Origin of the sequence: Pedobacter anseongensis (genome assembly GCF_037482965.1) — a bacterium.
Classification (GTDB): Bacteria; Bacteroidota; Bacteroidia; order Sphingobacteriales; family Sphingobacteriaceae; genus Pedobacter; species Pedobacter anseongensis.
The window spans coordinates 672,068-697,145 of sequence record NZ_JBBHKB010000002.1 but is presented as its reverse complement, the minus strand read 5'-3'; the positions used below and the strand labels follow the sequence as shown (position 1 = coordinate 697,145).

The window sequence follows — 25,078 nt, the reverse complement described above, 5'->3', positions numbered from 1 at the left end:
AGGATTTCGTCGTCTGATAAGAATAAGCATGATGCTAATACTCATCGGGTGACGAAAATCTAATGAAAATTAATTTCCAAATTTTTTTTCGAAAGCATCCGCTTAAATGAAGTACCATAGGGTAAAAATTGCCGATTTTACAAGCAGAAAGCAAGAAAATTCAATAATTTAGAATGATTATAAATTGTATTTCTCTGTCATTTATATGTCATTGGTATCTTAATAAATTTTACTTTTGTTCAAATCTTTCTGAGCGGTGTGAACCGAGGGTTTAGTTAGGTTTAAATTATATTTCAAAAAATAGCATAAAATACTCATTATGAGGAATATCTCATTAAATTTTAAAGGAGTTTGGAAGTCGGCCTTTCTTTTAGCTGCTTTCTCTTTTTTAATACTATCAGGAGCGCAAGCGCAAGATTTGGTAGCAGGTAAGACTTTATTCAAGGATAATTGTGCTTCTTGCCACAATCTCGCAACGAATAGTACAGGCCCGGCTTTAACGCCTAAGATGAATGAATTGGAAGAGTCGTTTTTGATCCCATGGATTAAAGACAACATGGCTTTGGCAGCTTCAGGGAATAAACAAGCAATCGAAGCCCAGAAGTATGCTCCTACGGAGATGAAAGCCTTTCCAAGGTTAACCGATGCTCAAATTAAAGACATTATAGCTTATGCTAAAGTTGGTGAGCCTAAGCCAATAGTTGCGGCTGGTGCGGCAGCAGTTGATGAAGGTGCTTCAGCATTGTCAATCGTTGGGGTTATTGCGATTATTATTCTTTCAATCGTGGTATTGGTGGTATTAGGCAGAGCGGTTAAAATGTTAGAGCGCCTAATTCTTCAAAAACAAGGAATTGAGATTGTAGAAGAAGAAAGTGTTTCACTTAGTGTTGGCGTTGGTAGATTATTTAAAAATAAGAAATTTGTTTTCTTCTCTGTATTGTGCTTAGTGGTGGTTTTAGGTTCGTTTGGCTGGATGGGCATGTGGGAAACAGGTGTGCATACTGGTTATCAACCTACGCAACCTATTAAATTCTCTCACGAATTGCATGCCGGTATCAATCAAATCGAATGTCAATATTGCCATACAGGTCCTTTTAAATCAAAAAATGCAACTATCCCTTCCTTAAATGTATGTATGAACTGTCATAAAGCTGTTCAGGCCGTAAAAGAGGATGGTTCAATTTCACCAGAAATTCAAAAAATATACAATGCGTTAGGTTACGATCCTGCTACACAGATTTACGATAAAACTAAAGAAAAACCAATTGAATGGGTTCGTGTGCATAATTTGCCCGATTTTGCCTATTTCAATCACTCTCAACACGTTGTGGTTGGAGAATCGGCTATCCGTAAAGAAGCAGGTTTAAAACCAACAGACCCAGTATGTTTTGCTTGTCACGGTCCGGTTAACACAATGGAAGAAATTCGTCAATTTTCTCCTTTAACGATGAAGTGGTGTATTAACTGTCATAAAGCAGCTGATATCTCTGATAAAAAAGACGATGCATTTTATACTAATGTGATTGCCGCACACGAGAAGATTAAAAAAGGTGAAAAAATTACACCTGCATTATTGGGTGGTTTAGAGTGTGGCAAATGCCATTATTAATTAATAAGAGTTTAGTAAAAACGTTCGATAAACAGTAATATAGCTTAAATGGAAAGCAATAAAAAATACTGGAAAGGCTTAGAGGAGTATAAAAACACTCCCGATTTTGTTGAAAACAACAAAAGCGAATTTGCAGAGCCCATTCCAATAGAAGATGTTTTAAGTGAAGCAGGTTTAAGTACCGTTACGCCACGCCGCGACTTTTTAAAAGCGTTAGGTTTTGGGTTAGGTGCCGTTACTTTAGCCGCTTGTCAGAAAGCACCTGTACACAAATCAATCCCCTACTTAATCAGGCCTGAAGAGGTTGTGCCTGGGATACCCAACTATTATGTTTCAACCTTTAATGGAAGTCCGGTATTGGTAAAAACGGTAGTGGGTAGGCCAATTAAAGTAGAGGTTAATCCTAACGGTGGTATATTTAGTAGAGGAACGGATGCACAAGCACAGGCTTCTGTTCTTGATTTATACGATGTTTCTAAATTAAAAGTGCCTTTGCTTAAAAAGAAAGAGGCAAGTTGGAGTGAGGTAGATACTTTCGTAAAAGGAGAATTAAACAAAGCACAAGCTTCTGGTAAAAAAATTCGAATTGTTTCTTCTAGTTTAAATAGTCCATCTGCAAAGGGCGTTGTAGCAGATTTTGCTGCAAAATATCCTACTACTAAACATGTACAATACGATGCCGTATCGTATACAGGTATTATCAAAGCAAACGAAAATAGCTTTGGTAAAGCCGTATTGCCAAAATATAATTTCGACAAAGCAGATTTAATTGTGAGTTTTGCTGCCGATTTCTTAGGGACTTGGATTAGTGGAGAAGAATTTACTGCTCAATATGTTTCGAATAGAGATTACAAATCTTTGGAGAAAAAGAAAATGTCTCGTCATTTTCAATTCGAAACAGGAATGAGTTTAACGGGTACGAACGCAGATACGCGAGTGCCTATTAAATTATCAGAAGAAGGACCAGCATTAATTACGTTATATAATGCAATTACAGGAAGTAATTTAAGCGGGGGCGCATTGCCAAATAATGTACATGCCGATAAAGCGCTTAAATTAGTTGCAAAAGAATTAATTCAGAATAAAGGGAAAGCACTTGTTGTTTCAGGCTCTAATGATGTATCTACTCAGATTTTAGTAAATGCTATAAACGCTGCTATTGGCAGTTATGGTACTACAATTGATTTGGATAATGCCTGCAAACGTTATGAAGGCAACGATGCTGAGTTTGCTGAGTTGATTAATGAAATGAACAGAGGCGAAGTGGCGGCTGTATTTTTCTTAAATAGCAATCCTGCTTATGATGCAACGAATTCGAAAGCATTTACAGAGGCTTTAGCCAAAGTAGCGTTAAAAGTATCGTTCTCTGATCGTGTGGATGAAACCTCTGATCTTTGTGATGCTATCGCAATTACACCTAACTATTTAGAATCGTGGGGTGATGCAAATACATACGAAGGTTATTATTCAATAATACAGCCAACGATTAATCCAGTATTTACCTCTCGTCAGGCCGAACAAAGTTTGTTAATTTGGTCTGATGCAGCTATTCAGGATTATTATCAATATGTACGCAATAACTATGAAAGCAAAATTCAACCTGCTGTGGGTAAAACATGGACAGAATTATTGCAATTAGGTGTAGTTACTACTGCGGCAAAAACTTCAGGGGCCTACGGTTTCAACATGTCTTTAGAGGCAGTTGCTTCTTCAATAAGTGCAAGTAGTAAAGCTTTACAAAAAGATATTGAATTACATGTTTATGAAAGCATTCCGATGCGCGATGGTAAACATGCAAATAATGCATTTTTACAAGAATTGCCAGATCCAGTTTCGAAAGTAACTTGGGATAACTATATCGCCCTTGCTCCTAAACAAGCTGAGAAATTAGGCTATAAAGAATTTGATATCTTAACCGTTAAAGGTGAAAACGGACATTCAGTAGATCTTCCGTTATTAATCCAACCTGGGCAAGCGATGGGTACTGCATCAGTTGCTTTAGGTTATGGTCGCTCGAAAGTAGGTAAAGCAGGAGACAACGTAGGTAAAAATGCTTTCCCATTTGTTAGTTTTAGCAATGGGACAGTTAAATATGCTACAACTGCTAAATTGTCTGCTACAGGTGGAAGAGAAGAATTGGCGCAAACACAAACTCACCATTCTTTCGAGGGTAGAAATATCATCAGAGAAACTACTTTAAAAGATTATTTAAAAGATCCAGCTTCAGGTTCTGGTAAACACCACAAACATAAAGTATATGATTTGTGGACTACAGATAAGTATGAGAAATTAGGGAACGACTGGGTAATGGCAATCGATTTGAATGCTTGTACGGGTTGTGGTTCTTGTATTGTTGCTTGTAATGTAGAAAATAACATACCTGTTGTAGGTAAAGATGAAGTACGTAGGCGTAGAGAAATGCACTGGTTACGTATTGATCGTTACTATAGCTTTAATGATGAGAAAGCAGGACATGAAGTAACTACAGAGAAAGAGATTGCTCACATGGAAAATCTTGATCAAGTTTCTGTTGTTCATCAGCCGATGCTATGTCAACATTGTGATCACGCGCCTTGTGAAACAGTTTGTCCAGTATTAGCAACGGTACACTCTTCTGACGGTTTAAACCACATGGCCTATAACCGTTGTGTAGGTACGCGTTATTGCGCAAATAACTGTCCATATAAAGTACGTCGTTTTAATTGGTTTAATTACTGGAATGATTCACGTTTCGATAACTATTTGAACAATGAGTTCACGCAATTGGTGTTAAATCCAGATGTAACCACACGTTCTCGTGGGGTAATGGAAAAATGCTCGATGTGTATTCAACGTATCCAAGCTGGTAAATTAACGGCTAAAATGGAAAAACGTGCTTTAAAAGATGGAGATATTAAAATGGCTTGTCAACAAGCTTGTTCAGCTAACGCCATTATCTTTGGTGATAAAAACGACCCGAATTCGGAAGTTGCTAAAGCATTAGCGAGCGAACGTATCTACTATGTTTTAGAGGAGATTAACGTACAACCAGGTATTGGTTATATGACAAAAGTTAGAAATATAGATTCAGAAACTAAAGAAGCACACCACGCATAGGTCGTACTTACAGCAATATAAATTATGTCAGGACATAACGAATCAATTTTAAGAGAACCATTAATTACCGGTAAAGACATCACGTATGCAAAAATTACGGAAGATATTTTACTACCGGTAGAAAACAAGCCTAACAAAGCTTGGTGGATAGGCTTTATTATCTCACTTTGCGGGGCTACACTTTGGGTAGTTGCTGTAAGTTATACTTTTTGGTTCGGTATCGGATCATGGGGTTTAAATAAAACAGTGGGATGGGCTTGGGACATCACCGGTTTCGTGTGGTGGGTAGGTATTGGTCACGCCGGAACACTTATTTCTGCCGTGCTATTACTCTTCCGTCAGAATTGGCGCAACTCGATTAACCGTTCGGCAGAGGCGATGACTATCTTTGCCGTTATCTGCGCAGCAACGTATGTAGTATCGCACATGGGTCGGCCTTGGTTAGCCTATTGGGTTTTACCTTTGCCAAATCAGTTTGGGTCACTTTGGGTAAACTTTAACTCACCATTAGTATGGGATATGTTTGCCATCTCTACCTACTTCTCGGTATCCTTATTATTTTGGTATACTGGTTTATTACCCGATATCGCTACAATTAGAGATCGTGCAGTAGGCATGCGTAAAAAAATATATACTGTGCTTTCATTCGGTTGGGCGGGTAATGTTAAAACTTGGCAACGTTTTGAAGCAGTATCTTTAATTTTAGCAGGTATTTCAACCCCACTAGTACTTTCGGTACACACCATTGTATCGATGGACTTTGCAACATCGGTTATTCCGGGATGGCACACCACTATTTTCCCTCCATACTTTGTGGCGGGGGCAATTTTCTCGGGTTTTGCGATGGTGTTAACGTTGTTATTGGTAGCACGTAAAGTATTAGGATTAGAGAACTATATCACCATGTTCCACATCGAATCGATGAATAAGATTATCATTTTAACGGGTTCGATTGTTGGTGTAGCTTACTTAACCGAATTCTTTATCGCTTGGTACTCGGGTTCAGAATACGAGCAATATGCATTTATCAACCGTTCTACCGGTCCTTATTGGTGGGCATATTGGATGATGATGACGTGTAACGTGATTTCACCTCAATTACTATGGTTTAAGAAAATCCGCACAAGCATTGCAGCCACTTGGATTTTATCAATCGTTGTAAATATCGGGATGTGGTTTGAGCGTTTCGTAATTATCGTAACCTCATTACACCGTGATTATTTGCCATCAAGTTGGGCTATGTTTTATCCAACATGGGTTGATGTAAGTGTTTTTGTAGGCTCAATTGGAGTATTCTTTACCTTATTTTTATTGTTCTTGAGAGTGTTGCCGTCTATCGCAATCGCTGAGGTAAAATTATTATTGAAAAGTGCAAGTGAGCAAGCTAAATTAGAATTGATTAAAGAAGGCCACCTTGATAAAGAACAAGTAAACGAATACGTTGAGTCTTTAGAGAAGTTTGATAGTGTTAAACAAGAAGAATACGCAAAAATATAACAATGAGTGATATCAAATATATTTTAGGCAGTTTTGGCGATCCTGACGAAATGATGCACGGCATCGAAAAGTTACAGGAAAATAACATCAAAATTCATGATGTATATACGCCTATGCCTATTCACGGCATCGAAGCAAAATTAGGGGTGAAACGATCTAGATTAGATATCGCTGCCTTCTTTTTCGGAATAACTGGAACAATGACCATGCTAACAGGAGTTTATTTAGCTACCGTTGTGGATTGGCCAATTAACATCGGAGGTAAAACTCACTTTGCTTTGCCAGACTTTATTCCAATTACGTTTGAGTTAACGATTTTATTCTGTGCTTTCGGCCTTGTAGGATCTTATTATGCATCAACCCACTTGTTTCCGGGAAGAGCGCCAAGAGTAATGGATTTACGTGCAACTAACGATCGTTTTATCATTGCGATTGACGCAAAACAAAATATAGAGCACACTAAAATAGACGAATTATTAAAAGGTGCAGGAGCTTTAGAAGTGAAGTATAATGAAAGGAAGTATGTTAGCTATGAATAAGAAGAATATAGTTTACGCCACATTTATAGTGCTTGCTTCTGTGGCGATGCTTTCGGCCTGTAGAGATAAAAATAGTACAGGTTTAGAGTATGCAAGAAATATGTATGATCCGATTGCTTACAATCAAGATCAACCGAACAAGAATTTTGCAAATGGACAAACGGCTCAAACCCCACCTGCGAATACAGATCCAATTGGCTTTGTAAGGTATGAATTTGCCAACACTAAAGAGGGCTTGGCAGCTGCCGAAGCAAGTGTAGTTAATCCACTTCCAATAACCGAAAAGAATCTTTTAGAAGGTAAACATTTTTATGAAGTGTTTTGCGGTGTATGTCACGGAGCAAAAGGAGATGGTAAAGGTCCAATAACGATGTTAGAAAAAGGAATTACCGCCCCAGCTTTTTATGGAGAGGGTAAAGAATCTTCTCGTGGCGGGTTAATGAGCCAGCTATCTACCGGTAGAATTTATCATACGCTTATGTATGGATATAATGCAATGGGATCTCATGCATCGCAACTTACCCCAACAGAAAGATGGAAAGTGGTGATGTATGTTCAACAATTACAAAAACAAAAATAAGAAAAGCAGATATAAATGGGAACTCATCATTATAATTTAACTGAACAATTTGAGTTTACAGGGAAAGCTAAAATCCTGAGTATAGTGGGCATCGTTATTGGTGTGGCTTCTATTGCTTATGGTTTTATGAGTGATGCTCATGAGCGCACATTCGCTAACCTGTTACTTATGGCATACTACTTTGCATGTGTATGTATGTCGGGCGCTTTCTTTTTAGCTGTTCAATTTGTTGCACAAGCAGGTTGGTCTGCTTCGATACTTCGTGTACCACAAGCAATGGCAAAAGTATTGCCTTTAGCGGTAATTATATTATTGGTAGTTATAGGTCTAGGCTTATATACCCATAATTTATATCACCACTGGGCAGAAGAAGGTCTCACTGATCCAAATGCTGCTAATTATGATAAATTAATAGCGGGCAAATCTGCATTTTTAAACGTGCCTTTCTTTATGGCGCGCCAGGTTATATTCTTAGGCGTGTATAGTATTTTTGCGGTATTATTGGCAAAATGGTCGAATAATGAAGATTTAGCAGGTGGATTAAATTCTTACCGTAAAAGCTTTAAATATTCATGTATATTCTTGGTGATTTATGGCTTTACCACGCCAATATTTGCATTCGATACCATTATGTCTTTAGAAGCACATTGGTTTTCTACCATGTTTGGTTGGTATAACTTTGCTGCCATGTGGGTAAGCAGTTTAGCGACTATAGCAATCATCATCATCTTATTAAAGAAATCTGGTTACATGAGTTGGGTAAACAATAGCCATTTACATAACTTAGGTCAATTTATTTTCGGTTTCTCTATCTTCTGGACCTATGTGTGGTTTGCTCAATTCTTATTGATTTACTATGCAAACATGTCTGAAGAAACCGTATACTTCTACAAACGCTTTAATGGATATGAATTCTGGTTCTATTTAAATTTAGTGCTAAACTTCTTATCTCCATTATTATTACTAATGGATCGTGATAATAAAAGAAGTGAAAACATACTATTAACGGTTTCTATTGTTGTGCTATGCGGCCATTGGGTAGATTATTATCAAATGATTATGCCTGGGGTATTTGAGTTTGGTACAAAAAGCGGAAGTGGCTTCGGGATTTTGGAAGTAGGTACGGCTTTAGGATTTATCGGTTTGTTTACCTTTACGGTGTTAACAACCTTAAGTAAGAAACCATTAATAGCTAAAAATCACCCGTTTTTACAAGAAAGTTTAAACCACCATCTATAACGGATAGGGGCTTTAACACATATAAATTAATATAAAAGTACATTGTACTACTTTTAAGAAAATGAGTTTAAAAAGATTGATAAGTAATAAAACAATGGCGGCTCTAGCAGTATTATTTACTGCGTTTACAAGCACCAGCGCATTTGCACAAGGAGCCGCGGCTGCAGCTGCTAAACCTGTAGATATGACACCGATTTATAAAACTACAGTGTTTTATGTATTGCTGTTTTTGCTACTATGTTTGTTCGTTGCCATTATTGGTAAAGCATTAAAAGTTTACGAGCTAAGCCGTGCAACAGAAGGTAAAGCCGAAGGAATCAATTGGGATAAAATAAATGCGGTTTTATTTGCATTGTTCCTTGTAGTCGGCTTATATGGTGTGTATTGGGAATATACGGTGCATGGAAAAATGATTTTACCTGAGGCTGCATCTGAGCATGGAGTTAGAATTGACGAAATGCTAAATGTAACGTTGATTATTACCACTATCGTATTTATTTCCACACATATTATATTGTTCGCTTTCGCGTACATGTATAGGCACAATAAAGATAGAAAAGCATACTATTATCCTCATAATAACACAATAGAAAGAATTTGGACTGTTATTCCGGCTTTCGTTTTAACAATACTTGTATTATATGGGTTTTTAACATGGAGATCTATATTTTACAAAATGGAAGACCCAAATAACAAGCCGATTAGCATTGAAATTACGTCTTCTCAGTTTGTATGGGATGTACGTTATCCAGGTGCTGATGGAGTTGTAGGAAAGAAAAATTATAAATTGATCACTGGACTTAATGGATTAGGTATCGATTTTAACGATAAAAATAGCTTGGATGATCAAGTGGCCGATGAAATTGTATTGCCGGTAAATAAACCCGTTCGTTTTACGCTAACCAGTAAAGATGTGCTGCACAGTTTCTATATGCCTCATTTTAGAGTGCAATTAAATACCGTGCCAGGCATGACTTCTTACTTCGAATTTACACCGACCATTACTACTGCCGAAATGAAGGCAAAAACAAACGACCCTAATTTCAAATATATCTTACTTTGTGCAAAAATTTGTGGTACTAATCACTACAATATGCAAAAAGCAGTAAGAGTGGTTTCAGAGCAGGAGTATAAAGAATGGGTGGTTAAACAAGCTACTTATCTAACCAATGATTTAAGAAAAGTTTTTAAATTACCATTACTAGCTGAGCCAGCAGTGGCGCCAGCCGCAGCAGATACTACTGCAAAGGATACTGCAAAAACAAGTCAAATCGCTTTAAAAAAATAATATAGAGCCCTTATTATGTCAACTATATCAGTACACGATACCCACCACGATGCTCATTCTCATGGTCATCACCATGAAACTTTCCTGTCTAAGTATGTATTTAGCATGGACCATAAAATGATTGCCAAACAGTTTTTAATAACTGGTATCATTATGGCAGTGATTGCAATGGGTTTATCTATTTTATTTAGAATTCAATTGGCATGGCCAGATAAAACCTTCCCAATCCTTGAGACTTTCTTAGGTAAATGGGCTGAAGGTGGTAGAATTAAGGCCGACTTTTACTTGTCGCTCGTAACCATTCACGGTACCATCATGGTATTCTTTGTGTTAACTGCAGGTTTGAGTGGTACATTTAGTAATTTGTTAATTCCATTGCAAGTAGGTGCAAGAGATATGGCATCCCCTTTCTTAAACATGCTTTCGTATTGGTTCTTCTTCATGGCTTGTGTAATCATGATGAGTTCATTCTTTATTCAAACAGGTCCTGCAAGTGCAGGGTGGACGGTCTACCCGCCTTTATCCGCCATTCCAAAAGCAATACCTGGTTCTGAATTGGGAATGACATTATGGCTAATTAGTATGGTGTTATTCGTTGCTTCATCGTTAATGGGTGGTATCAACTATGTAACAACCATCATAAACATGCGTACAAAAGGAATGGATCTGTGGAAGATGCCATTAACTATTTGGGCATTCTTCTTAACCGCTATTCTAGGTATTCTATCTTTTCCTGTATTAGTTGCAGGTGTAGTTTTATTGGTGTTCGACCGTAGTTTTGGTACGAGCTTCTACTTGTCTGACATTGTAATGGGTACCGATATTTTACCAAATCAAGGTGGATCCCCAATTTTATGGCAACACTTGTTCTGGTTCCTTGGTCACCCAGAGGTATATATCGTAATTATGCCTGCAATGGGTATCTCCTCAGAGATTATTTCGGTGAACTCAAGAAAACCAATTTTCGGATACCATGCCATGGTTTACTCTTTAATCGGCATTACGCTCTTATCATTTATCGTTTGGGGTCACCACATGTTTGTTACAGGTATGAATCCGTGGTTAGGTGGTGTATTTATGATTACTACACTAATTATTGCGGTTCCTTCTGCTGTTAAAACCTTTAACTGGTTGGCTACGCTTTGGAGAGGTAATATCCGCTTTACGCCAGCAATGTTATTTGCTATTGGTTTAGTATCTTTCTTTATCTCAGGTGGTTTAACTGGTATTTGGTTAGGTAACGCTGCCTTAGATATTAACTTACACGATACTTATTTTGTGGTTGCCCACTTTCACTTGGTAATGGGCTCTGCAGCGATCTTCGGAATGCTTGCTGGAGTTTACCATTGGTTTCCTAGGTTATTTGGTCGTTTAATGGATAGAAGACTAGGTTATTTGCATTTTTGGGTTACCTTTATTTGTGCTTATCTTGTGTTTTTCCCATTACACTTTTTAGGATTGGATGGTGTTCCTCGTCGTTATTATGCATTCACTGAGTTTGAATTCATGCAAAAATGGTTAACGGTAAACGTTTTGGTAACATGGTCGGCAATTGTAGCCGCACTAGCTCAAGTAGCATTCTTATTTAACTTCTTTTACTCTATATTTAAAGGAGAGAAATCTACACAAAATCCATGGGAGGCAAATACGTTAGAATGGACGGCTCCAGTAGACCGTATCCACGGTAACTGGCCGGGAGAAATCCCAACAGTACATCGTTGGCCTTACGATTATAGTAAACCAGGTTCTGATGCCGATTTTATCCAACAAACTACTCCTTTCTCTGAAACCATGAGCTCTAATATGCCACATGATTTTGAAGGAAATGTAGAAGCTGAAGAAATTCAAAAGGCTTGGGACGCTAAAAACAAACCTTCACAAACAGCAGAGTAAACTAGCTATCTAGTTTAAGCATATTAAATAAGGTATCTGCTGAAAGTACGTAACTTACAACAGGTACCTTATTTTTTTAATCTATTCTACAACCAATGATTTCTAAATCTGAAAATGGATTTATTAGACTGAACTTTATAACAATTGTTGTAACGCTGTTGGTTATTTTGGCAGGGGGCATAGTGCGTAGTACCGGTTCAGGAATGGGTTGTCCCGATTGGCCAAAGTGCTTTGATCAATACATTCCTCCAACCGATGTTTCTCAATTGCCCGCAAATTATAAAGCAAAATATGTTGCCCAAAGGCTAGCTAAGAATGAAAAGTTTGCGAAATACCTCGAAAGTATGGGTAAAGTGGAACTCGCAGGTAAAATTAGGCGCGATCAAAGCATAACCATTCCAGAAGAATTTAATGCGGCAAAAACATGGACAGAATATGTTAATCGGTTAGCAGGTGTTCTATTGGGTTTATTTTTGTTGAGCACGGCTGCATATGCATTTATTTATCGCAAGACGGCGAAACGAATTTTGGTATTAAGCATCATAAATATTTTTGTGGTGGGGTACCAGGGCTGGTTAGGTTCTATTGTGGTCTCAACAAATCTTACCCAGTGGGTGGTTACTGTACATATGCTTTTGGCACTTGTAATCTTAGCGATTTCTATTTATACTTATAATTATGCTAAGCAACTGCATAAGCAAAGAACCGTGATTATGTACCGTATTGCCTGGCTTAAAGGGTTTTTAGCATTTACCATTATCGTGAGCATTTTGCAGATCGTAATGGGGACAGAAGTACGTGAAAGCATCGACTCAATTGCTAAATCGTTACAATTTTCGGCTAGAAATACATGGATTACAAAGGTGGGAAGCGTGTTTTCTTATCACCGAGATTTTGCTATTCTAGTGGCGATATGTAACTTTATCGTTTACAAAATGGTAACCGACCGTTTTAGTGGTAAAGCACTGCCTTTAATGGCCGCTAATTATATTATTGTGATTTTGATCGTACAAATTGCAAGTGGATTTTTACTTGCTTATCTTGCTTTACCTCCTTATGCACAGGCCGTACACATTTTATTTTCAACGATGCTATTTAGTCTCCAATACTACCTCTACCTATTAGTATACAGAACAGATACCTATACACCTAAAACCAATTAAATTGAAACAGTTTTTTTCAGACTTTTCTAAATTAATAAAATTCAGACTAACTTTTTTGGTGGTGTTTTCGGCATCCATTACCTTTTTAATTGGATCGAGAATACAAATTGAAAGAGGTATTGCTGAAGGTATTAATTGGACAAACTGGCTTATTTTAATCGCAGGTGGTTTTTTGGTTACAAGTGCAGCAAATTGTTTTAATGAAATTATTGAGGTTGATTTAGATAAATTAATGTCGAGAACAAAAGACCGACCAATGCCAGCTGGAAGAATGACTACAGGGCAAGGTTTAGTTTTAGGATTAGTAATGGGAATAGCGGGGACGTCATTATTAGTGCAGTTAAATCCAGAAACTGGGTACCTTTCTGTATTCTCCATCTTATTATATGCATTCGCCTATACCCCTTTGAAACGTAAATCGCCAATTGCCGTATTTGTTGGCGCAATTCCAGGGGCTTTGCCACCGTTAATTGGATATGTAGCGGCAATAGGCGGCCAATCGGAGGTTGGATACGTGCCGATCGACTATGAAATTGCAATTATACTTTTCGTTATCCAATTTGTATGGCAGTTTCCCCACTTTTGGTCAATTGCTTGGGTATTAGATGATGATTATAAGAAAGCAGGATTTAGACTATTGCCAACAAAGAAAAGGGATAGAGCAAGTGCCATCATTACTTTTATAAGTACATTGATTTTAATACCAGTAAGCTTATTACCAACTATTCGTGGTTTTGGAGGCTTTTATATAGCAGGCGTTTCTATTGTGGCTGGCATCGCTTTTAGTTACTACGCCTATCAATTAATGGTTAAACTAGATTTGTCCAGTGCAAGAAAAGTGATGTTTTGTTCCTTTTTTTATATCCCACTGGTACAACTCATCTTATTATTTAATTTAATAGTATAAAATGGAATTTACAGCAGCGCAGAATGTGCAATTTGATCCACGGCCAAAAAAATTTATTGTTTGGTTATTTGTGGTTTCATCGACCATTATGTTTGGGGGGTGGACAAGCTATTATATCGTATTTAAGGCATCTAAAGATAAAGGACATGGCTTGGTATTGCCAGATATGTTCATTTATAGTACTATTGTTCTAGTGGCGAGTAGTATCACCCTATTTTTAGCTACACGAGCATTAAAAAGTGGAAAGATAAGTACTCAACGCTTATTTTTATGGATTACACTGGCTTTAGGGCTTGCTTTTGGCTATATGCAATTTGGTGCATGGTCTGCTCTGTATCATACAGGAGCTACGTTGATTAACAACAATGCAGCGATCTCGATGATTTATATCGTATCGGGATTTCATTTATTGCACATTTTTGCAGGGCTTTGCTTTATTCTGAATAGCTTAATCGGTTCTTATAAAGCATTATCACCAGAGAAAGCAATTTATAAACAAGAAATTGCTTCAATTTTTTGGCATTTTATAGATATTTTATGGATATATCTGTATGTTTTTTTACTTTTGAACAGTTAGAATTTTTAACAAACTATTATACGATTACTAAATGGATTCATTATCGAAATTAGATCAAGTTAAAACCACTGCATGGGCTGGTGGCCATTCTCCATGGTCGGTAGAATATGGCAAAATAATGATGTGGTTTTTCTTACTATCAGATGCCTTCACTTTCTCTTCATTGTTAATTTACTATGGAGCACAAAGGTTTACAAAGTTTACATGGCCTTCGCCCGATTTGGTATTTCAGTCTATACCTGGTATTGCCGACAGCGGATACCCTTTGGTGTTTGTGGGATTAATGACATTTATATTGATCATGAGTTCGGTAACTATGGTATTAGCTGTAGAGGCAGGTCATAGAAAGGCAAAAAAAGAAGTGATTTGGTGGATGGTGGCTACCATAATAGGTGGTTTTATGTTCTTAGGATGTCAAGCCATAGAATGGACGCACTTGCACCATGAGGGTTTCTGGTGGGGTTCAATCCCTGGTCCAGAAGAGTTGGCGCATTTCTTTAAAGGATCAATATCCAGTGTTGCAGCCCAACAATTTGCCAATTTGTTCTTTACGATTACAGGTTTTCACGGCTTCCACGTTTTCAGTGGTGTGATGATTAATATCATTATTTTAATTATGACCATCAACGGTACTTTCGAAAGACGTGGGCACTATCTTATGATCGAAAAAGTTGGTTTATATTGGCACTTTGTAGATTTAGTTTGGGTGTTTGTATTTACTTTCTTTTACTTGGTTTAATTTTACGTTATAAATAAATATATATGTCAGAGCACAACGTACATTCAGAAGAACATGCACATGGCGAGCATGAAGGAATGACAAAAAAGAAAATTTGGTCGGTATTTGGAGTATTACTATTGATTACTGTTATCGAATTTATTATAGCCTTATGGGTTATCCCTAACGGATACATGTCTCATCATGTAGGTAATTTCATTTACATTGGCTTAACTTTATTAAAGGCCTTTTATATTGTAGCCTACTTTATGCACTTAAAATTTGAAAAACTTGGACTACAACTTGCCTTAACAGTTTCGTTCGTATTCATTATCTATTTCATTGTTTTAATGCTTGTAGAAGGAAACTATATACACGATCACATGTTTCAACATTAATGAATTCTAATCGAATTAAAAAGATATTAATCCTGGTAACCATTTTAGCGGTACCAGGATTTTTATATTATTTACTTCAAGAAAAAGGAAAAAATAGATACAAGCCACTCGCTATTTATGGCCCTAAGCAAGTTGCTAAAACTTTTCATTCGGTAAGGGGAGAGAAGATTCCAGATACCATATATCACGAAATTGCCGATTTTAAACTGATTAATCAGTATGGCGATACAGTAAGTTGGGAAAATCATAAAGGAAAGATTTTTCTATTGAATCTATTTCATGCTAGTAATCGCGGGTTTGGAGTCGATTTTGCCAATAAGGCAATGGAAGGCTTTACGAAAATGTATAGTAAAAATACAATGCTTCACTTTATGAGCGTTAGTATCGACCCAATAGTAGACCAACCCAATCTTTTGCACACGTATGCCAATCAGATTTCAGCCAATACAAAAAAATGGGATTTGCTAACTGGTGATAGCACGGAAATTTATCAATTTATACATGACGGACTTTTTTTGGATGCTATTAAAAGCACTAAAAACGGCGAAACAAAGTTTACATTTAGTAATATGTTCGTTCTTATCGACACCCAACACCGCATTCGAGGTTATTATGAAGCAACAAATAACGAAGCTCTTTCAAAATTGGATGATGAGATTAAAGTGCTTATAGCAGAAGAGCTGAGGAATATGAAGGACGGTAGGTAGATAGTAGCCCGAAAGTCGGGAAGACGGAAAGATAAAGCCCCCAAAAAATCAGTCACAAACAAGCCAAAAAACCACAATGGAATCATCAGTAGAAAAAAAATATAATAAGTGGATCGTCGTTTTATCAATCGCTATTCCGTTAGTGGTTGCGTTGCTCTTTGGAGTTAATTTAAGGAAATGGGATCCAACCATAAAACCCTTGTCTTTTTTACCTCCAATTTATGCTACCATTAATGGATTAACCGCTGTAGTTTTATTAATAGCGGTTTGGGCCATAAAAAATGCAAAAAGAAAGCTTCATGAAAATTTGATGAAATTTGCCATTTTGCTTTCCGTTCTATTTTTAGGCATGTATGTGGCCTATCATATGACCGCTAACTCGACCCCCTTTGGAGGAGAAGGTAGTGTTCGATATGTTTATTATTTTATTTTAATTACACATATAAGTTTATCGGTAATTATTATTCCATTCGTATTGGTAACCTATGTAAGGGCTTTAGCAGAACGTTTTGATAAACATAAAAAGATTGCCAGAATAACTTTTCCCCTATGGTTGTATGTAGCGGTAACGGGTGTAATTGTATATCTGATGATTTCCCCTTATTATTCTGCATAAAGCCACTGGAATTATACTGCAGAATCTCTATCTTCGAATGTAACAAAGAACACACAATTGCTAAAAGTGGAGATAGAGACAGGCAATGATTTGGTGACGATAATCCATGAGGGTGAAATAACTGCCTTCACGAAATTTTATACTTTATTTTTTCAGCGTTTATTATTGGCAAGCAGTAAACATATAAAAGATGCCTTCATTGCAGAAGAAATTGTGCAAAATGTATTTTTAAAAATCTGGGAAGCTCCCGAAAATTTAGTAGAAGTTAAATCTATAAAGTCCTATCTCTATAAATCAGTTATTAACGCATCCATCAACCATGTTAATCGGCAAAAAAATATTGCACAGCATCATCAAAAAATAGCTGCCGAATTTACAGAAGAATATTTAATTGATTTAGACGAAGAAAATGATCTTATTGTATTATTACACGCTGAGATTGATAAGTTACCTCCCCAGTGCCAAAAAATCTTTAAGCTTAATCGTTTCGAACGCTTAAAGTATAAAGAGATAGCGAGTATGTTAGCTATTTCAGAACGCACAGTAGAAAATCACATTGCTCTAGCATTAAAAGTGTTGCGAAAATCATTATTGGAGAAGAAATCACCATATAAATCGGATAGAATTAAGATAATTTTCAACCTTTTTTTGTTTTAGTTAATTTTTTAAAAACAAACTAGGGGTTTTTTTGTTTCCGTTTGTCATAGCATATAACCTACTCCAATTATATGCCTCAGCACGACCAATCTCTTGATCTGATTACGAGATATTTAAACAATCCCACTAGCCCATCGCTACAAGTAGAAATTTCCTCGTTTCGTTCGGCATCTAAAGAAAATGAAGCTTATTTTCTAGAAATTGAAAAGATCTGGAAATACGCTGCCGAAGCTGCAAAACTTGAAGAAATAAATGCAGCCGATTCTACAAAGCGGTTCGCAAAGAATTTGCATCAAATTATTCCAAAAAAATCATTTGCAAAGGTATGGTTTAGTGGCGTAGCTGCGTCTTTACTAATACTAGCCCTGGGTTATTGGTTCTATATCGACAGTAATACACCTAATTATCTAGTAAAAACTACTTCAAGTAACCAAATCGACTCGGTAAAACTAGCGGATGGCTCTGTTGTAATTTTAGCACAAAATAGTGAGTTAAAGTATCCGGCTGAATTTAAACGCGAAACTCGTGAAGTGATTTTAACCAAAGGACAAGCTTTTTTTAAGGTTGCTAAAAATATACATCATCCTTTTAAGGTAACCATGGATAAATCGGATGTAACCGTATTGGGTACCTCATTTAACATCAGACTAACCGATTCAAGTATCGTATTGGGCGTTAAAACAGGAAGAGTGTTGTTTTCACCATATAAAGAGGGTGCAACTTCAATATTAACCGCTGGACAAGGCTTAGCATATGATATTAAAAAGAAAGAGTTTTTATCTCAAAGTTCAGTAAATCAAGATGCTTGGTTAACAAAATCTTTGGTATTCGTAGATACTCCGCTAGAAGAAGTATGTAAGCAATTAACCAATTACTATGGCGTAGTAATTAAGCTTCAAAACGATCGGCGTACGGCAAAAAAATTAAATGCAAATTTTAAAGACCAGAGCCTGAACGACGTGTTGGTTATCTTAAATGAGACCTATAATATTAAAATCAAAAAAGAACACAATCAAATCAACCTAATAACACCTAAACAAATCAACTAAAAACTATTATGGAGAAAAACTTCTACAAAAGAAAAACTGTAATGAGTTGTTGCCGGAAGGTACTGCTCGTTGGTGCAATCTTTTGGACCTTCGTGGCTAATGCTGATTCACAGCAAGGCAAAGGGAAGCCAGAAAGATTAGAAAATTACCTTAAAAAAATTGAAAGGGCATACAAGGTTAGTTTCGTTTATGATGCAGACGAAATTAGTAAAGCCATGGTGCTCGATGTTCCTGAGAAATTGGGAACTATTCAAGAATCATTAGAGACGTTAAAGCAAAAGAACATAGATTACCGCCAAGTTGGAAACCAGGTGATCTTAAAAGCGCAAGAAACGGTTATAAAAACAATCAAAAAAGACATTACCATTAAAGGTGTTGTTAAAGATAAAAAAGAAGGAAAAGCAATTCCGGGCGTTAGCGTATTTGTAAAGGGGACGAATGTTGTTGCCTCTACAAATGAGAAAGGTGAATACCAAATTTCGGCAAAAGATGCATCTAGTGTTTTGGTGTTTAGATATTTAGGCTTTAAAACTGTTGAAATTACAGTAGGTAGTAAAACACTGATTAATGTAGACTTGGAAGAGGATTCTGAACTGCTTAAGGAAGTAAATATTGTATCAACAGGTTATCAAACCCTAGAAAAGAAAACATTTACAGGTGCATCAACCTTGGTTAAAGCTTCGGATGCTGAAAGAGCAGGTGTTACCGATGTGAGCCGGATGTTAGAAGGTCAGGTTGCTGGGGTTACTATTCAGAATGTTTCGGGTACATTTGGTGCCGCACCAAAAATTCGCGTTCGTGGGGCAACCTCATTTTCAGGTGACAATAAGCCACTATGGGTTGTAGATGGTATCATTTTAGAAGATGTTGTAAACATATCAAATGAAGCTCTTACCACAGGTGATGCGAATACATTAATTGGTTCTTCTGTGGCAGGTTTAAATCCTGATGATATTGAAAGCTTTAACATTCTAAAAGATGCTGCAGCAACGGGAATGTACGGTGCTCGGGCGATGAACGGTGTAATTGTAGTAACTACAAAAAAGGGTAGACAAACGCAAGGTAAACCTGCAATTAGCTATAGGACAAACTTTACTACATCTAACAAACCAACATATGCCGATTTCGATGTGATGAACTCTGCCGATCAAATGGCCGTCTTAATCGAGATGCAGAATAAAGGTTATTATCAAGTTCCAACCGCTTCGAGAGGTACAAGTGGTGGGCCATTCTACAAAATGTATAACAAATTATACGAGGTAGATGCAAATGGTAATTTTCTACTTAAGAATGATAATGCAAGTAAAATTGCCTTTTTAACTCGATATGCAAATGCTAATACCGATTGGTTTGATGTGTTATTTAAGAATTCCTTGCAACAAGAACATTCATTAAGTATAAACTCGGGTACTGATAAATTTAAGAGTTATGCATCAACATCGTTTACGAAAGATAATGGAGTAACCATTGGTAATAGTGTTGAACGTTTTACCGGAAATTATCGTGCAAATTTTAACGTAAGTGATAAGCTTAGTGCAGAACTCTTAAGTTCGGGATCGATACGAAATCAGAAAACACCAGGTGCTACTTCGCTACAACAAGATGTTGTATACGGAAATTACTTTAGAAATTTCGACATCAATCCGTATTCCTATGCGCTTAATACCAGTCGCATGATTACTCCTTACGATGAAAATGGAAAGTTAGAGTATTTCAGACAAAACAGTGCGCCATTTAACATTCTTAATGAGTTAAATACGAACTATCTAAATTTGGGAATGCTTGATTTTAAAGTTCAGGGAAATCTAACCTATAAAATACTTCCAAGTTTATCGTATTCAGTAGATGGGGCCTATCGTTTTGTGAAGACAGAAACGCAAATCTCTATTTTAGAAAGCTCGAATATGGCTACTTCTTTTAGAACTGTTGATGATGCAACTTCATCTCAGGCAAATGGAAATCTTTATACTGACCCTGATTTGCCAGGAAGTTTACCCATTAGTGTTTTACCTTCTGGCGGTTTCTATAAAGTATCTAATGATAATTTGAAATCTTATTACTTTAGACAAAACTTAAATTTTAGCAAAACATTTAATTCTGACCATAACATTTCAGCATTTGGTTCAATGGAGGTTCGTTACATCGACCGCCAAAAAGAATCGTTCGATGGCGTAGGTTATCAATTCGATAATGGTGGTTTAGTAACGCCATATTACAAATATTTCAAAGAGTCGGCCGAAGAAGGGAAAGCTTATTTTAGTATGGGTAATAATTTCGAACGGTATACCGCATTTTTTGCAAATGCATCCTATACCTACAAGGAAAAGTATACCTTAAAACTTTCTGGTCGATACGATGGGTCGAATAAGTTAGGAAAAAATGCAAACGCTAGATGGTTGCCAACATGGAATGTGGCAGGAAGTTGGAACATTAGCGATGAAGATTTTTGGCCAAAAAGCGACATCCTGTATGGTGCTAAGTTAAGAGCATCGTATGGATTGGTAGCGAGCATTGGCAATGCAACAAATTCTTCTGCAGTATTTTATAACCAAATTTCGAGAAGACCAAATTTAAACGATCAAGAGGCACTTATCTATATCTCTAATTTAGAAAATTCGGAGTTAACTTGGGAAAAGACTAAAGATTTAAATATTGGATTAGACGTGGCTTTACTTAAAAGTAGATTAAACCTAACTGTAGATGTTTACAAAAGAAATATTTTTGATTTAATTGGTTCTATTCAAACCTCGGGCATTGGGGGTGAGTATACTAAAATAGCAAATTATGGGGGAATGTCTGGTAAAGGAATAGAGTTTGCCATTATGGGTAAAGCAATTGACCATTCTGATTTTAAATGGACCACCAATTTTAATTTTGGCTTTAATAAAAATAAAGTAACTAATCTAGAAATCAATCCAAATATCTTTAGATCGGTTTCTGCTAATGGATCACCAGTAGAAGATTATCCCCAGCGAAGCTTGTTCTCTGTTCAATTTGCTGGTTTAGATCATAACTATGGCTATCCAACATTTATTGGTACGGATGGCAGACCAACCAGTTATGTATACTTACAGAGTGATGAGCTCTTAAATTTAAAGTATGAAGGCCCATTAGATGCAACTTTTGCAGGTGGTTTTTATAACCAGTTTAGCTATAAAAACCTATCATTATCGGCATTATTGGGATTTTCAGCAGGTAACGTGATCAGATTAAATCCTAGCTCACAAAGTAGTTTTAATGATTTATCTTCAATGAGTAGAGATATTTTAAATAGATGGGTTATGCCAGGTGATGAAAAGTTCACTTCAGTTCCTGCTATTTTAGATCAATTATCGGCTTCCAAAATCGTTGATGCAAATGGAGCTGTTGTGGATATTAGATACCCTTATAACCTTTATAATTTCTCAACCGAACGCGTAGCCAAAGGAGATTATATTAAATTAAGACAAATATCACTGTCTTACAACATTCCTAAAAGCATTTACACCAAATTAAAGATGACTGGTGCCTCGGTTTCATTAGTAGGTAATAACCTTTTGTTATTATATTCTGATAAACGTTTGAACGGACAAGACCCTGAGTTTTATGCAACTGGTGGGGTAGCCCTTCCTGTATCAAGACAATATACCTTATCATTAAAAGTTGGATTTTAATTGAAAGAAATTATGAAAATGAATAGAATAGTATGTTTAATACTTGGAATGGCATTATTGTTTGTTACGCCTTCCTGTAAAAAATACCTCGACCAAGCTCCAGATAATAGAGCCGAAATTAACACCGTAGAAAAATTATCACAACTTGTGGCCACTGCGTATCCTTCGAGAGATTACCTAACGTTTACTGAGGCAGCTTCAGATAATACAGAAGATAAAGGAGTTGGTGTTGGAACAACATCCGATGTTTTTGATTTACCGTATGCGTGGCAAGACGTAATAGGCGATGGCACCAATTCCCCAACTGCTTATTGGAATGCATGCTATGAGGCTATCGCTGCTGCGAATCAAGCCTTAGAGGCCATTGAAACAGAAAATCTTGGTTCAGATGCATTGCCTTATAAAGGCGAAGCGTTAGTATGTCGCGCATATGCACACTATATGTTAGTGAACTTATTTGCCACTTCTTATGCTATAGGCGGAGCAAATACAGCGCCAGGTATTCCTTATGTAACTAAGCCAGAAACCAAAGTAATACAGCAGTACACAAGAGGTACAGTTGCTTCTACTTATGAAAGTATAAAAAAGGACTATGAAGAAGGTGTTAAATTACTATCAGCCTCTGCATACGACGTGCCGAAATATCACTTTACACCTGCAGCGGCAAGAGCTTTTGGCGCTCGTTTATATTTGTCGCTAGGTGAATGGCAAAAAGTGATTGATAACGCCACCTTAACGGTAAGTGGAAATGATTTCGTAAATAACATGCGGCCAATTTCTACCACAATTAAACTTTGGACAAGTGAAGAACACCGTACAAATTTTATGGGTAGTGGCCAAAAATATAACCTCCTTGTAATTAATGCATATTCTACCTATCAGCGCACCACTTCGCCTCGCCATGGTTATGGAGTTAATTTGGTTAAGATGTTCCAAGCTCCATTTAACGTTACCGGAAAAACGTTGGATAATAAAATCTTATCTTTTGGGGTGCCGAATTATACGACTTATAAGTATAAGGAGAACTTTTTTTACACTACCCCAAGCACTGGTTTCCCTTATTTAACTTTTGCAGCACTAACAGTTGATGAGGCATTAATGAACAGGGCTGAGGCATATGCAGAGTTAGGTCAGACTAACCTCGCATTAAAGGATTTAACTGATTTTTATAGTGTCAGAATAAGTGGGTTTAATCCTAACAATGATGCGATAACACAAGCTAAAATTAATACATTTTATCCGACAATAACCGATCCCAAAGAGGCTTTAATTACAGCCATATTAGATGCAAAAAAATCGCAGTTCTTATCTGAAGGAATTCGTTGGTTTGATTTGATGCGAAAAAAAATGACGGTAAAGCACAATAATTACGATGCAAATGGTTTAGAAACATTTACCGAATTAAAACCAGATAATCCGCGTAGACTATTCCAACTACCAGTTGAAGTTAAATTGTCGGGTGTAGAATTGAATCCTAGATAAGATGAAAATGAAGAAAATACTTAAAATAACAGGCGTAATTTTATTAATAATTACCGCCTCTGCATGCCGTAAAGTAGAAAAATTAAATGTAGATTATAGTGGCTTTAATCCCGATAACCCTAATGCGAATTCTCCTTTAGACAAATGGATAGCAACTAATTTCCTAAATCCATTTAATATTGATGTGATTTACAGATATAACCGCTATTATCATGGCAATACTGCGAATGTTGTACCTAGTAAATTGGAGAATATCCAGCCAACGATGCAGATTGTATTGGATGGTTTCATTAATCCCTATGTAAAAGTTGCTGGAGAAGCGTTTGCCAAAAAATACATACCTAAAGAATGGGTGTTGTTTGGGTCATATTCGTATGCAAATACCTCCGATCCAGGGGTTGCAGGTACCGCAGCTGGAGGGAGAAGAATAACCTTGTATGGGGTTAACGAATACCAACCCTTACCAGCAGGTCAATTCTATGCTTGGGACAGGCAGCGAATTATGCACCACGAGCAAACACACATCTTAAATCAGATTATTCCTATACCACCTGAATTTGAAACCATTTCGAGAGGTTTGTATAAGCAACCGTATGATTTAACACCGACCGATACTGCACGTAAGTACGGTTTTGTAACGAGCTATGCAAGCGGAGTACATACGGAGGACTATGCAGAAACTGTTAGTTGGTCATTAATCAATGGTCAGGTATGGTATGATGATTGGGCCAATGGCGCATCGGCTGAAGGTAAGAGTAGATTGATTCAAAAACAAAATAATGTAATCAATTACTTTACCAACTTAGGTATTAATTTTAAAGCTTTGCAAAAAGAGGTGCAACTTTACATGAAGAGTATTAATCGCGATCAAACAAAATTTGCATATTGGTTAAATAAAAGACGTTACCCAGCTTCGACAACGAACTTGATTCCAACATTTGCATCGATGACGGTAAGTACAACTTCTGATACTTATATTAAATATGGTGGATCAGCAGAATTTGCATTGCTTTATAATGGGGTAAAATCGGCCATTGCTGCTCAGGGGTATAATCTTAATTTTCTTAAGCTAAATTTTACTTCGCCGACCACAATGTATGTTGAGGCTAATTTTACTGGCGGAACAACAACCTACCAATCGTTTTATGCCCTAAATACAGCCATTAATGTGAATGCGGGTGAAGTAACATTTACTACTGGAACAGCTGCCGGGACAACTGCGCCTTGGGTAGGAAATGCTGCATTTACAAAAGCATCCATCCAACCATTCTTAGATTACTTAACTAACAACACGTTGGTTGCCGATTGGCTTCCTGTAAATGCAAGTGTTGAAGATTATATGAAGATAGGTGGATTTAGTATAAAAGGCTCACCTACTAACTATTTTTATGGCCCTCTTGCTTATTAAAA

At 36.9% G+C, this 25,078-nt stretch carries 20 protein-coding genes; all 20 read left to right on the top strand.

Features of this window, described 5'->3' with window-relative positions; all coding sequences use genetic code 11:
- The first annotated feature begins 319 nt into the window (after window positions 1–319).
- The 20 genes from WG904_RS10235 (at window position 320) to WG904_RS10140 (ending at window position 25,076) form a co-directional block, all read left to right on the top strand.
- Window positions 320–1,609 (top strand): c-type cytochrome, encoded by a 1,290-nt coding sequence (locus tag WG904_RS10235; RefSeq protein ID WP_339579212.1) that lies wholly within the window; start codon window positions 320–322, stop codon window positions 1,607–1,609.
- 48 nt (window positions 1,610–1,657) lie between these two features.
- Entirely contained in the window at window positions 1,658–4,705 is a 3,048-nt protein-coding gene (locus tag WG904_RS10230) for a TAT-variant-translocated molybdopterin oxidoreductase (protein WP_339579211.1), read from the top strand.
- Window positions 4,706–4,729: 24 nt separating this feature from the next.
- Entirely contained in the window at window positions 4,730–6,202 is a 1,473-nt protein-coding gene (nrfD, locus tag WG904_RS10225; protein ID WP_339579210.1) for an NrfD/PsrC family molybdoenzyme membrane anchor subunit, read from the top strand.
- A gap of 2 nt (window positions 6,203–6,204) precedes the next feature.
- Window positions 6,205–6,741: a DUF3341 domain-containing protein gene (locus WG904_RS10220; RefSeq protein ID WP_339579209.1), complete on the top strand. Its 537-nt coding sequence runs from the start codon at window positions 6,205–6,207 to the stop codon at window positions 6,739–6,741.
- Entirely contained in the window at window positions 6,734–7,321 is a 588-nt protein-coding gene (locus tag WG904_RS10215) for a c-type cytochrome (protein WP_339579208.1), read from the top strand. Before WG904_RS10220 ends, WG904_RS10215 begins: the two co-directional genes overlap by 8 nt.
- Window positions 7,322–7,336: 15 nt before the next feature.
- Window positions 7,337–8,560: a quinol:cytochrome C oxidoreductase gene (locus WG904_RS10210; protein WP_339579207.1), complete on the top strand. Its 1,224-nt coding sequence runs from the start codon at window positions 7,337–7,339 to the stop codon at window positions 8,558–8,560.
- A 61-nt stretch (window positions 8,561–8,621) separates the two neighbouring features.
- Entirely contained in the window at window positions 8,622–9,848 is a 1,227-nt protein-coding gene (locus WG904_RS10205) for a cytochrome c oxidase subunit II (protein ID WP_339579206.1), read from the top strand.
- A 105-nt stretch (window positions 9,849–9,953) separates the two neighbouring features.
- Window positions 9,954–11,741: a cytochrome c oxidase subunit I gene (locus WG904_RS10200; protein ID WP_431844422.1), complete on the top strand. Its 1,788-nt coding sequence runs from the start codon at window positions 9,954–9,956 to the stop codon at window positions 11,739–11,741.
- Between the two features lie 95 nt (window positions 11,742–11,836).
- Entirely contained in the window at window positions 11,837–12,904 is a 1,068-nt protein-coding gene (locus tag WG904_RS10195) for a COX15/CtaA family protein (RefSeq protein ID WP_339579204.1), read from the top strand.
- 1 nt (window position 12,905) lies between these two features.
- Window positions 12,906–13,811: a heme o synthase gene (gene cyoE / locus WG904_RS10190; protein WP_339579203.1), complete on the top strand. Its 906-nt coding sequence runs from the start codon at window positions 12,906–12,908 to the stop codon at window positions 13,809–13,811.
- A gap of 1 nt (window position 13,812) precedes the next feature.
- Window positions 13,813–14,388 carry a cytochrome c oxidase subunit 3 gene (locus WG904_RS10185; protein WP_339579202.1) on the top strand — a complete coding sequence of 192 codons (576 nt, stop codon included), beginning with the start codon at window positions 13,813–13,815 and terminating at the stop codon, window positions 14,386–14,388.
- 31 nt (window positions 14,389–14,419) lie between these two features.
- Window positions 14,420–15,127, top strand: a complete 708-nt coding sequence (locus WG904_RS10180) for a cytochrome c oxidase subunit 3 (protein ID WP_339579201.1) — start codon at window positions 14,420–14,422, stop codon at window positions 15,125–15,127.
- Window positions 15,128–15,150: 23 nt separating this feature from the next.
- On the top strand, window positions 15,151–15,504 hold the full coding sequence (locus WG904_RS10175; RefSeq protein WP_339579200.1) for a cytochrome C oxidase subunit IV family protein: 354 nt from the start codon (window positions 15,151–15,153) through the stop codon (window positions 15,502–15,504).
- Window positions 15,504–16,211 (top strand): SCO family protein, encoded by a 708-nt coding sequence (locus WG904_RS10170; RefSeq protein ID WP_339579199.1) that lies wholly within the window; start codon window positions 15,504–15,506, stop codon window positions 16,209–16,211. The genes WG904_RS10175 and WG904_RS10170 overlap by 1 nt, the downstream gene beginning before the upstream one ends.
- A gap of 76 nt (window positions 16,212–16,287) precedes the next feature.
- On the top strand, window positions 16,288–16,827 hold the full coding sequence (locus WG904_RS10165; protein WP_339579198.1) for a DUF420 domain-containing protein: 540 nt from the start codon (window positions 16,288–16,290) through the stop codon (window positions 16,825–16,827).
- 66 nt (window positions 16,828–16,893) lie between these two features.
- Window positions 16,894–17,484 carry an RNA polymerase sigma-70 factor gene (locus WG904_RS10160; protein ID WP_339579197.1) on the top strand — a complete coding sequence of 197 codons (591 nt, stop codon included), beginning with the start codon at window positions 16,894–16,896 and terminating at the stop codon, window positions 17,482–17,484.
- 71 nt (window positions 17,485–17,555) lie between these two features.
- The gene (locus WG904_RS10155; RefSeq protein WP_339579196.1) at window positions 17,556–18,533 is read left to right on the top strand and encodes a FecR family protein; all 978 of its coding nucleotides are present in this window, start codon (window positions 17,556–17,558) and stop codon (window positions 18,531–18,533) included.
- A gap of 8 nt (window positions 18,534–18,541) precedes the next feature.
- The gene (locus tag WG904_RS10150) at window positions 18,542–22,186 is read left to right on the top strand and encodes a SusC/RagA family TonB-linked outer membrane protein (protein ID WP_339579195.1); all 3,645 of its coding nucleotides are present in this window, start codon (window positions 18,542–18,544) and stop codon (window positions 22,184–22,186) included.
- Between the two features lie 18 nt (window positions 22,187–22,204).
- Complete coding sequence (locus WG904_RS10145) at window positions 22,205–23,668, top strand: RagB/SusD family nutrient uptake outer membrane protein (protein ID WP_339579194.1); 1,464 nt, start codon at window positions 22,205–22,207, stop codon at window positions 23,666–23,668.
- A gap of 7 nt (window positions 23,669–23,675) precedes the next feature.
- Window positions 23,676–25,076: a substrate import-associated zinc metallohydrolase lipoprotein gene (locus WG904_RS10140; RefSeq protein ID WP_339579193.1), complete on the top strand. Its 1,401-nt coding sequence runs from the start codon at window positions 23,676–23,678 to the stop codon at window positions 25,074–25,076.
- Window positions 25,077–25,078: the final 2 nt, after the last annotated feature.

Bases quoted from the DNA above. Each gene is read 5' to 3' on its own strand.
- WG904_RS10235 (WP_339579212.1), top strand. From the start codon at position 320: ATGAGGAATATCTCATTAAATTTTAAAGGAGTTTGGAAGTCGGCCTTT.
- WG904_RS10230 (WP_339579211.1), top strand. From the start codon at position 1,658: ATGGAAAGCAATAAAAAATACTGGAAAGGCTTAGAGGAGTATAAAAAC.
- nrfD (WP_339579210.1), top strand. From the start codon at position 4,730: ATGTCAGGACATAACGAATCAATTTTAAGAGAACCATTAATTACCGGT.
- WG904_RS10220 (WP_339579209.1), top strand. From the start codon at position 6,205: ATGAGTGATATCAAATATATTTTAGGCAGTTTTGGCGATCCTGACGAA.
- WG904_RS10215 (WP_339579208.1), top strand. From the start codon at position 6,734: ATGAATAAGAAGAATATAGTTTACGCCACATTTATAGTGCTTGCTTCT.
- WG904_RS10210 (WP_339579207.1), top strand. From the start codon at position 7,337: ATGGGAACTCATCATTATAATTTAACTGAACAATTTGAGTTTACAGGG.
- WG904_RS10205 (WP_339579206.1), top strand. From the start codon at position 8,622: ATGAGTTTAAAAAGATTGATAAGTAATAAAACAATGGCGGCTCTAGCA.
- WG904_RS10200 (WP_431844422.1), top strand. From the start codon at position 9,954: ATGGACCATAAAATGATTGCCAAACAGTTTTTAATAACTGGTATCATT.
- WG904_RS10195 (WP_339579204.1), top strand. From the start codon at position 11,837: ATGATTTCTAAATCTGAAAATGGATTTATTAGACTGAACTTTATAACA.
- WG904_RS10185 (WP_339579202.1), top strand. From the start codon at position 13,813: ATGGAATTTACAGCAGCGCAGAATGTGCAATTTGATCCACGGCCAAAA.
- WG904_RS10180 (WP_339579201.1), top strand. From the start codon at position 14,420: ATGGATTCATTATCGAAATTAGATCAAGTTAAAACCACTGCATGGGCT.
- WG904_RS10175 (WP_339579200.1), top strand. From the start codon at position 15,151: ATGTCAGAGCACAACGTACATTCAGAAGAACATGCACATGGCGAGCAT.
- WG904_RS10170 (WP_339579199.1), top strand. From the start codon at position 15,504: ATGAATTCTAATCGAATTAAAAAGATATTAATCCTGGTAACCATTTTA.
- WG904_RS10165 (WP_339579198.1), top strand. From the start codon at position 16,288: ATGGAATCATCAGTAGAAAAAAAATATAATAAGTGGATCGTCGTTTTA.
- WG904_RS10155 (WP_339579196.1), top strand. From the start codon at position 17,556: ATGCCTCAGCACGACCAATCTCTTGATCTGATTACGAGATATTTAAAC.
- WG904_RS10150 (WP_339579195.1), top strand. From the start codon at position 18,542: ATGGAGAAAAACTTCTACAAAAGAAAAACTGTAATGAGTTGTTGCCGG.
- WG904_RS10145 (WP_339579194.1), top strand. From the start codon at position 22,205: ATGAATAGAATAGTATGTTTAATACTTGGAATGGCATTATTGTTTGTT.
- WG904_RS10140 (WP_339579193.1), top strand. From the start codon at position 23,676: ATGAAGAAAATACTTAAAATAACAGGCGTAATTTTATTAATAATTACC.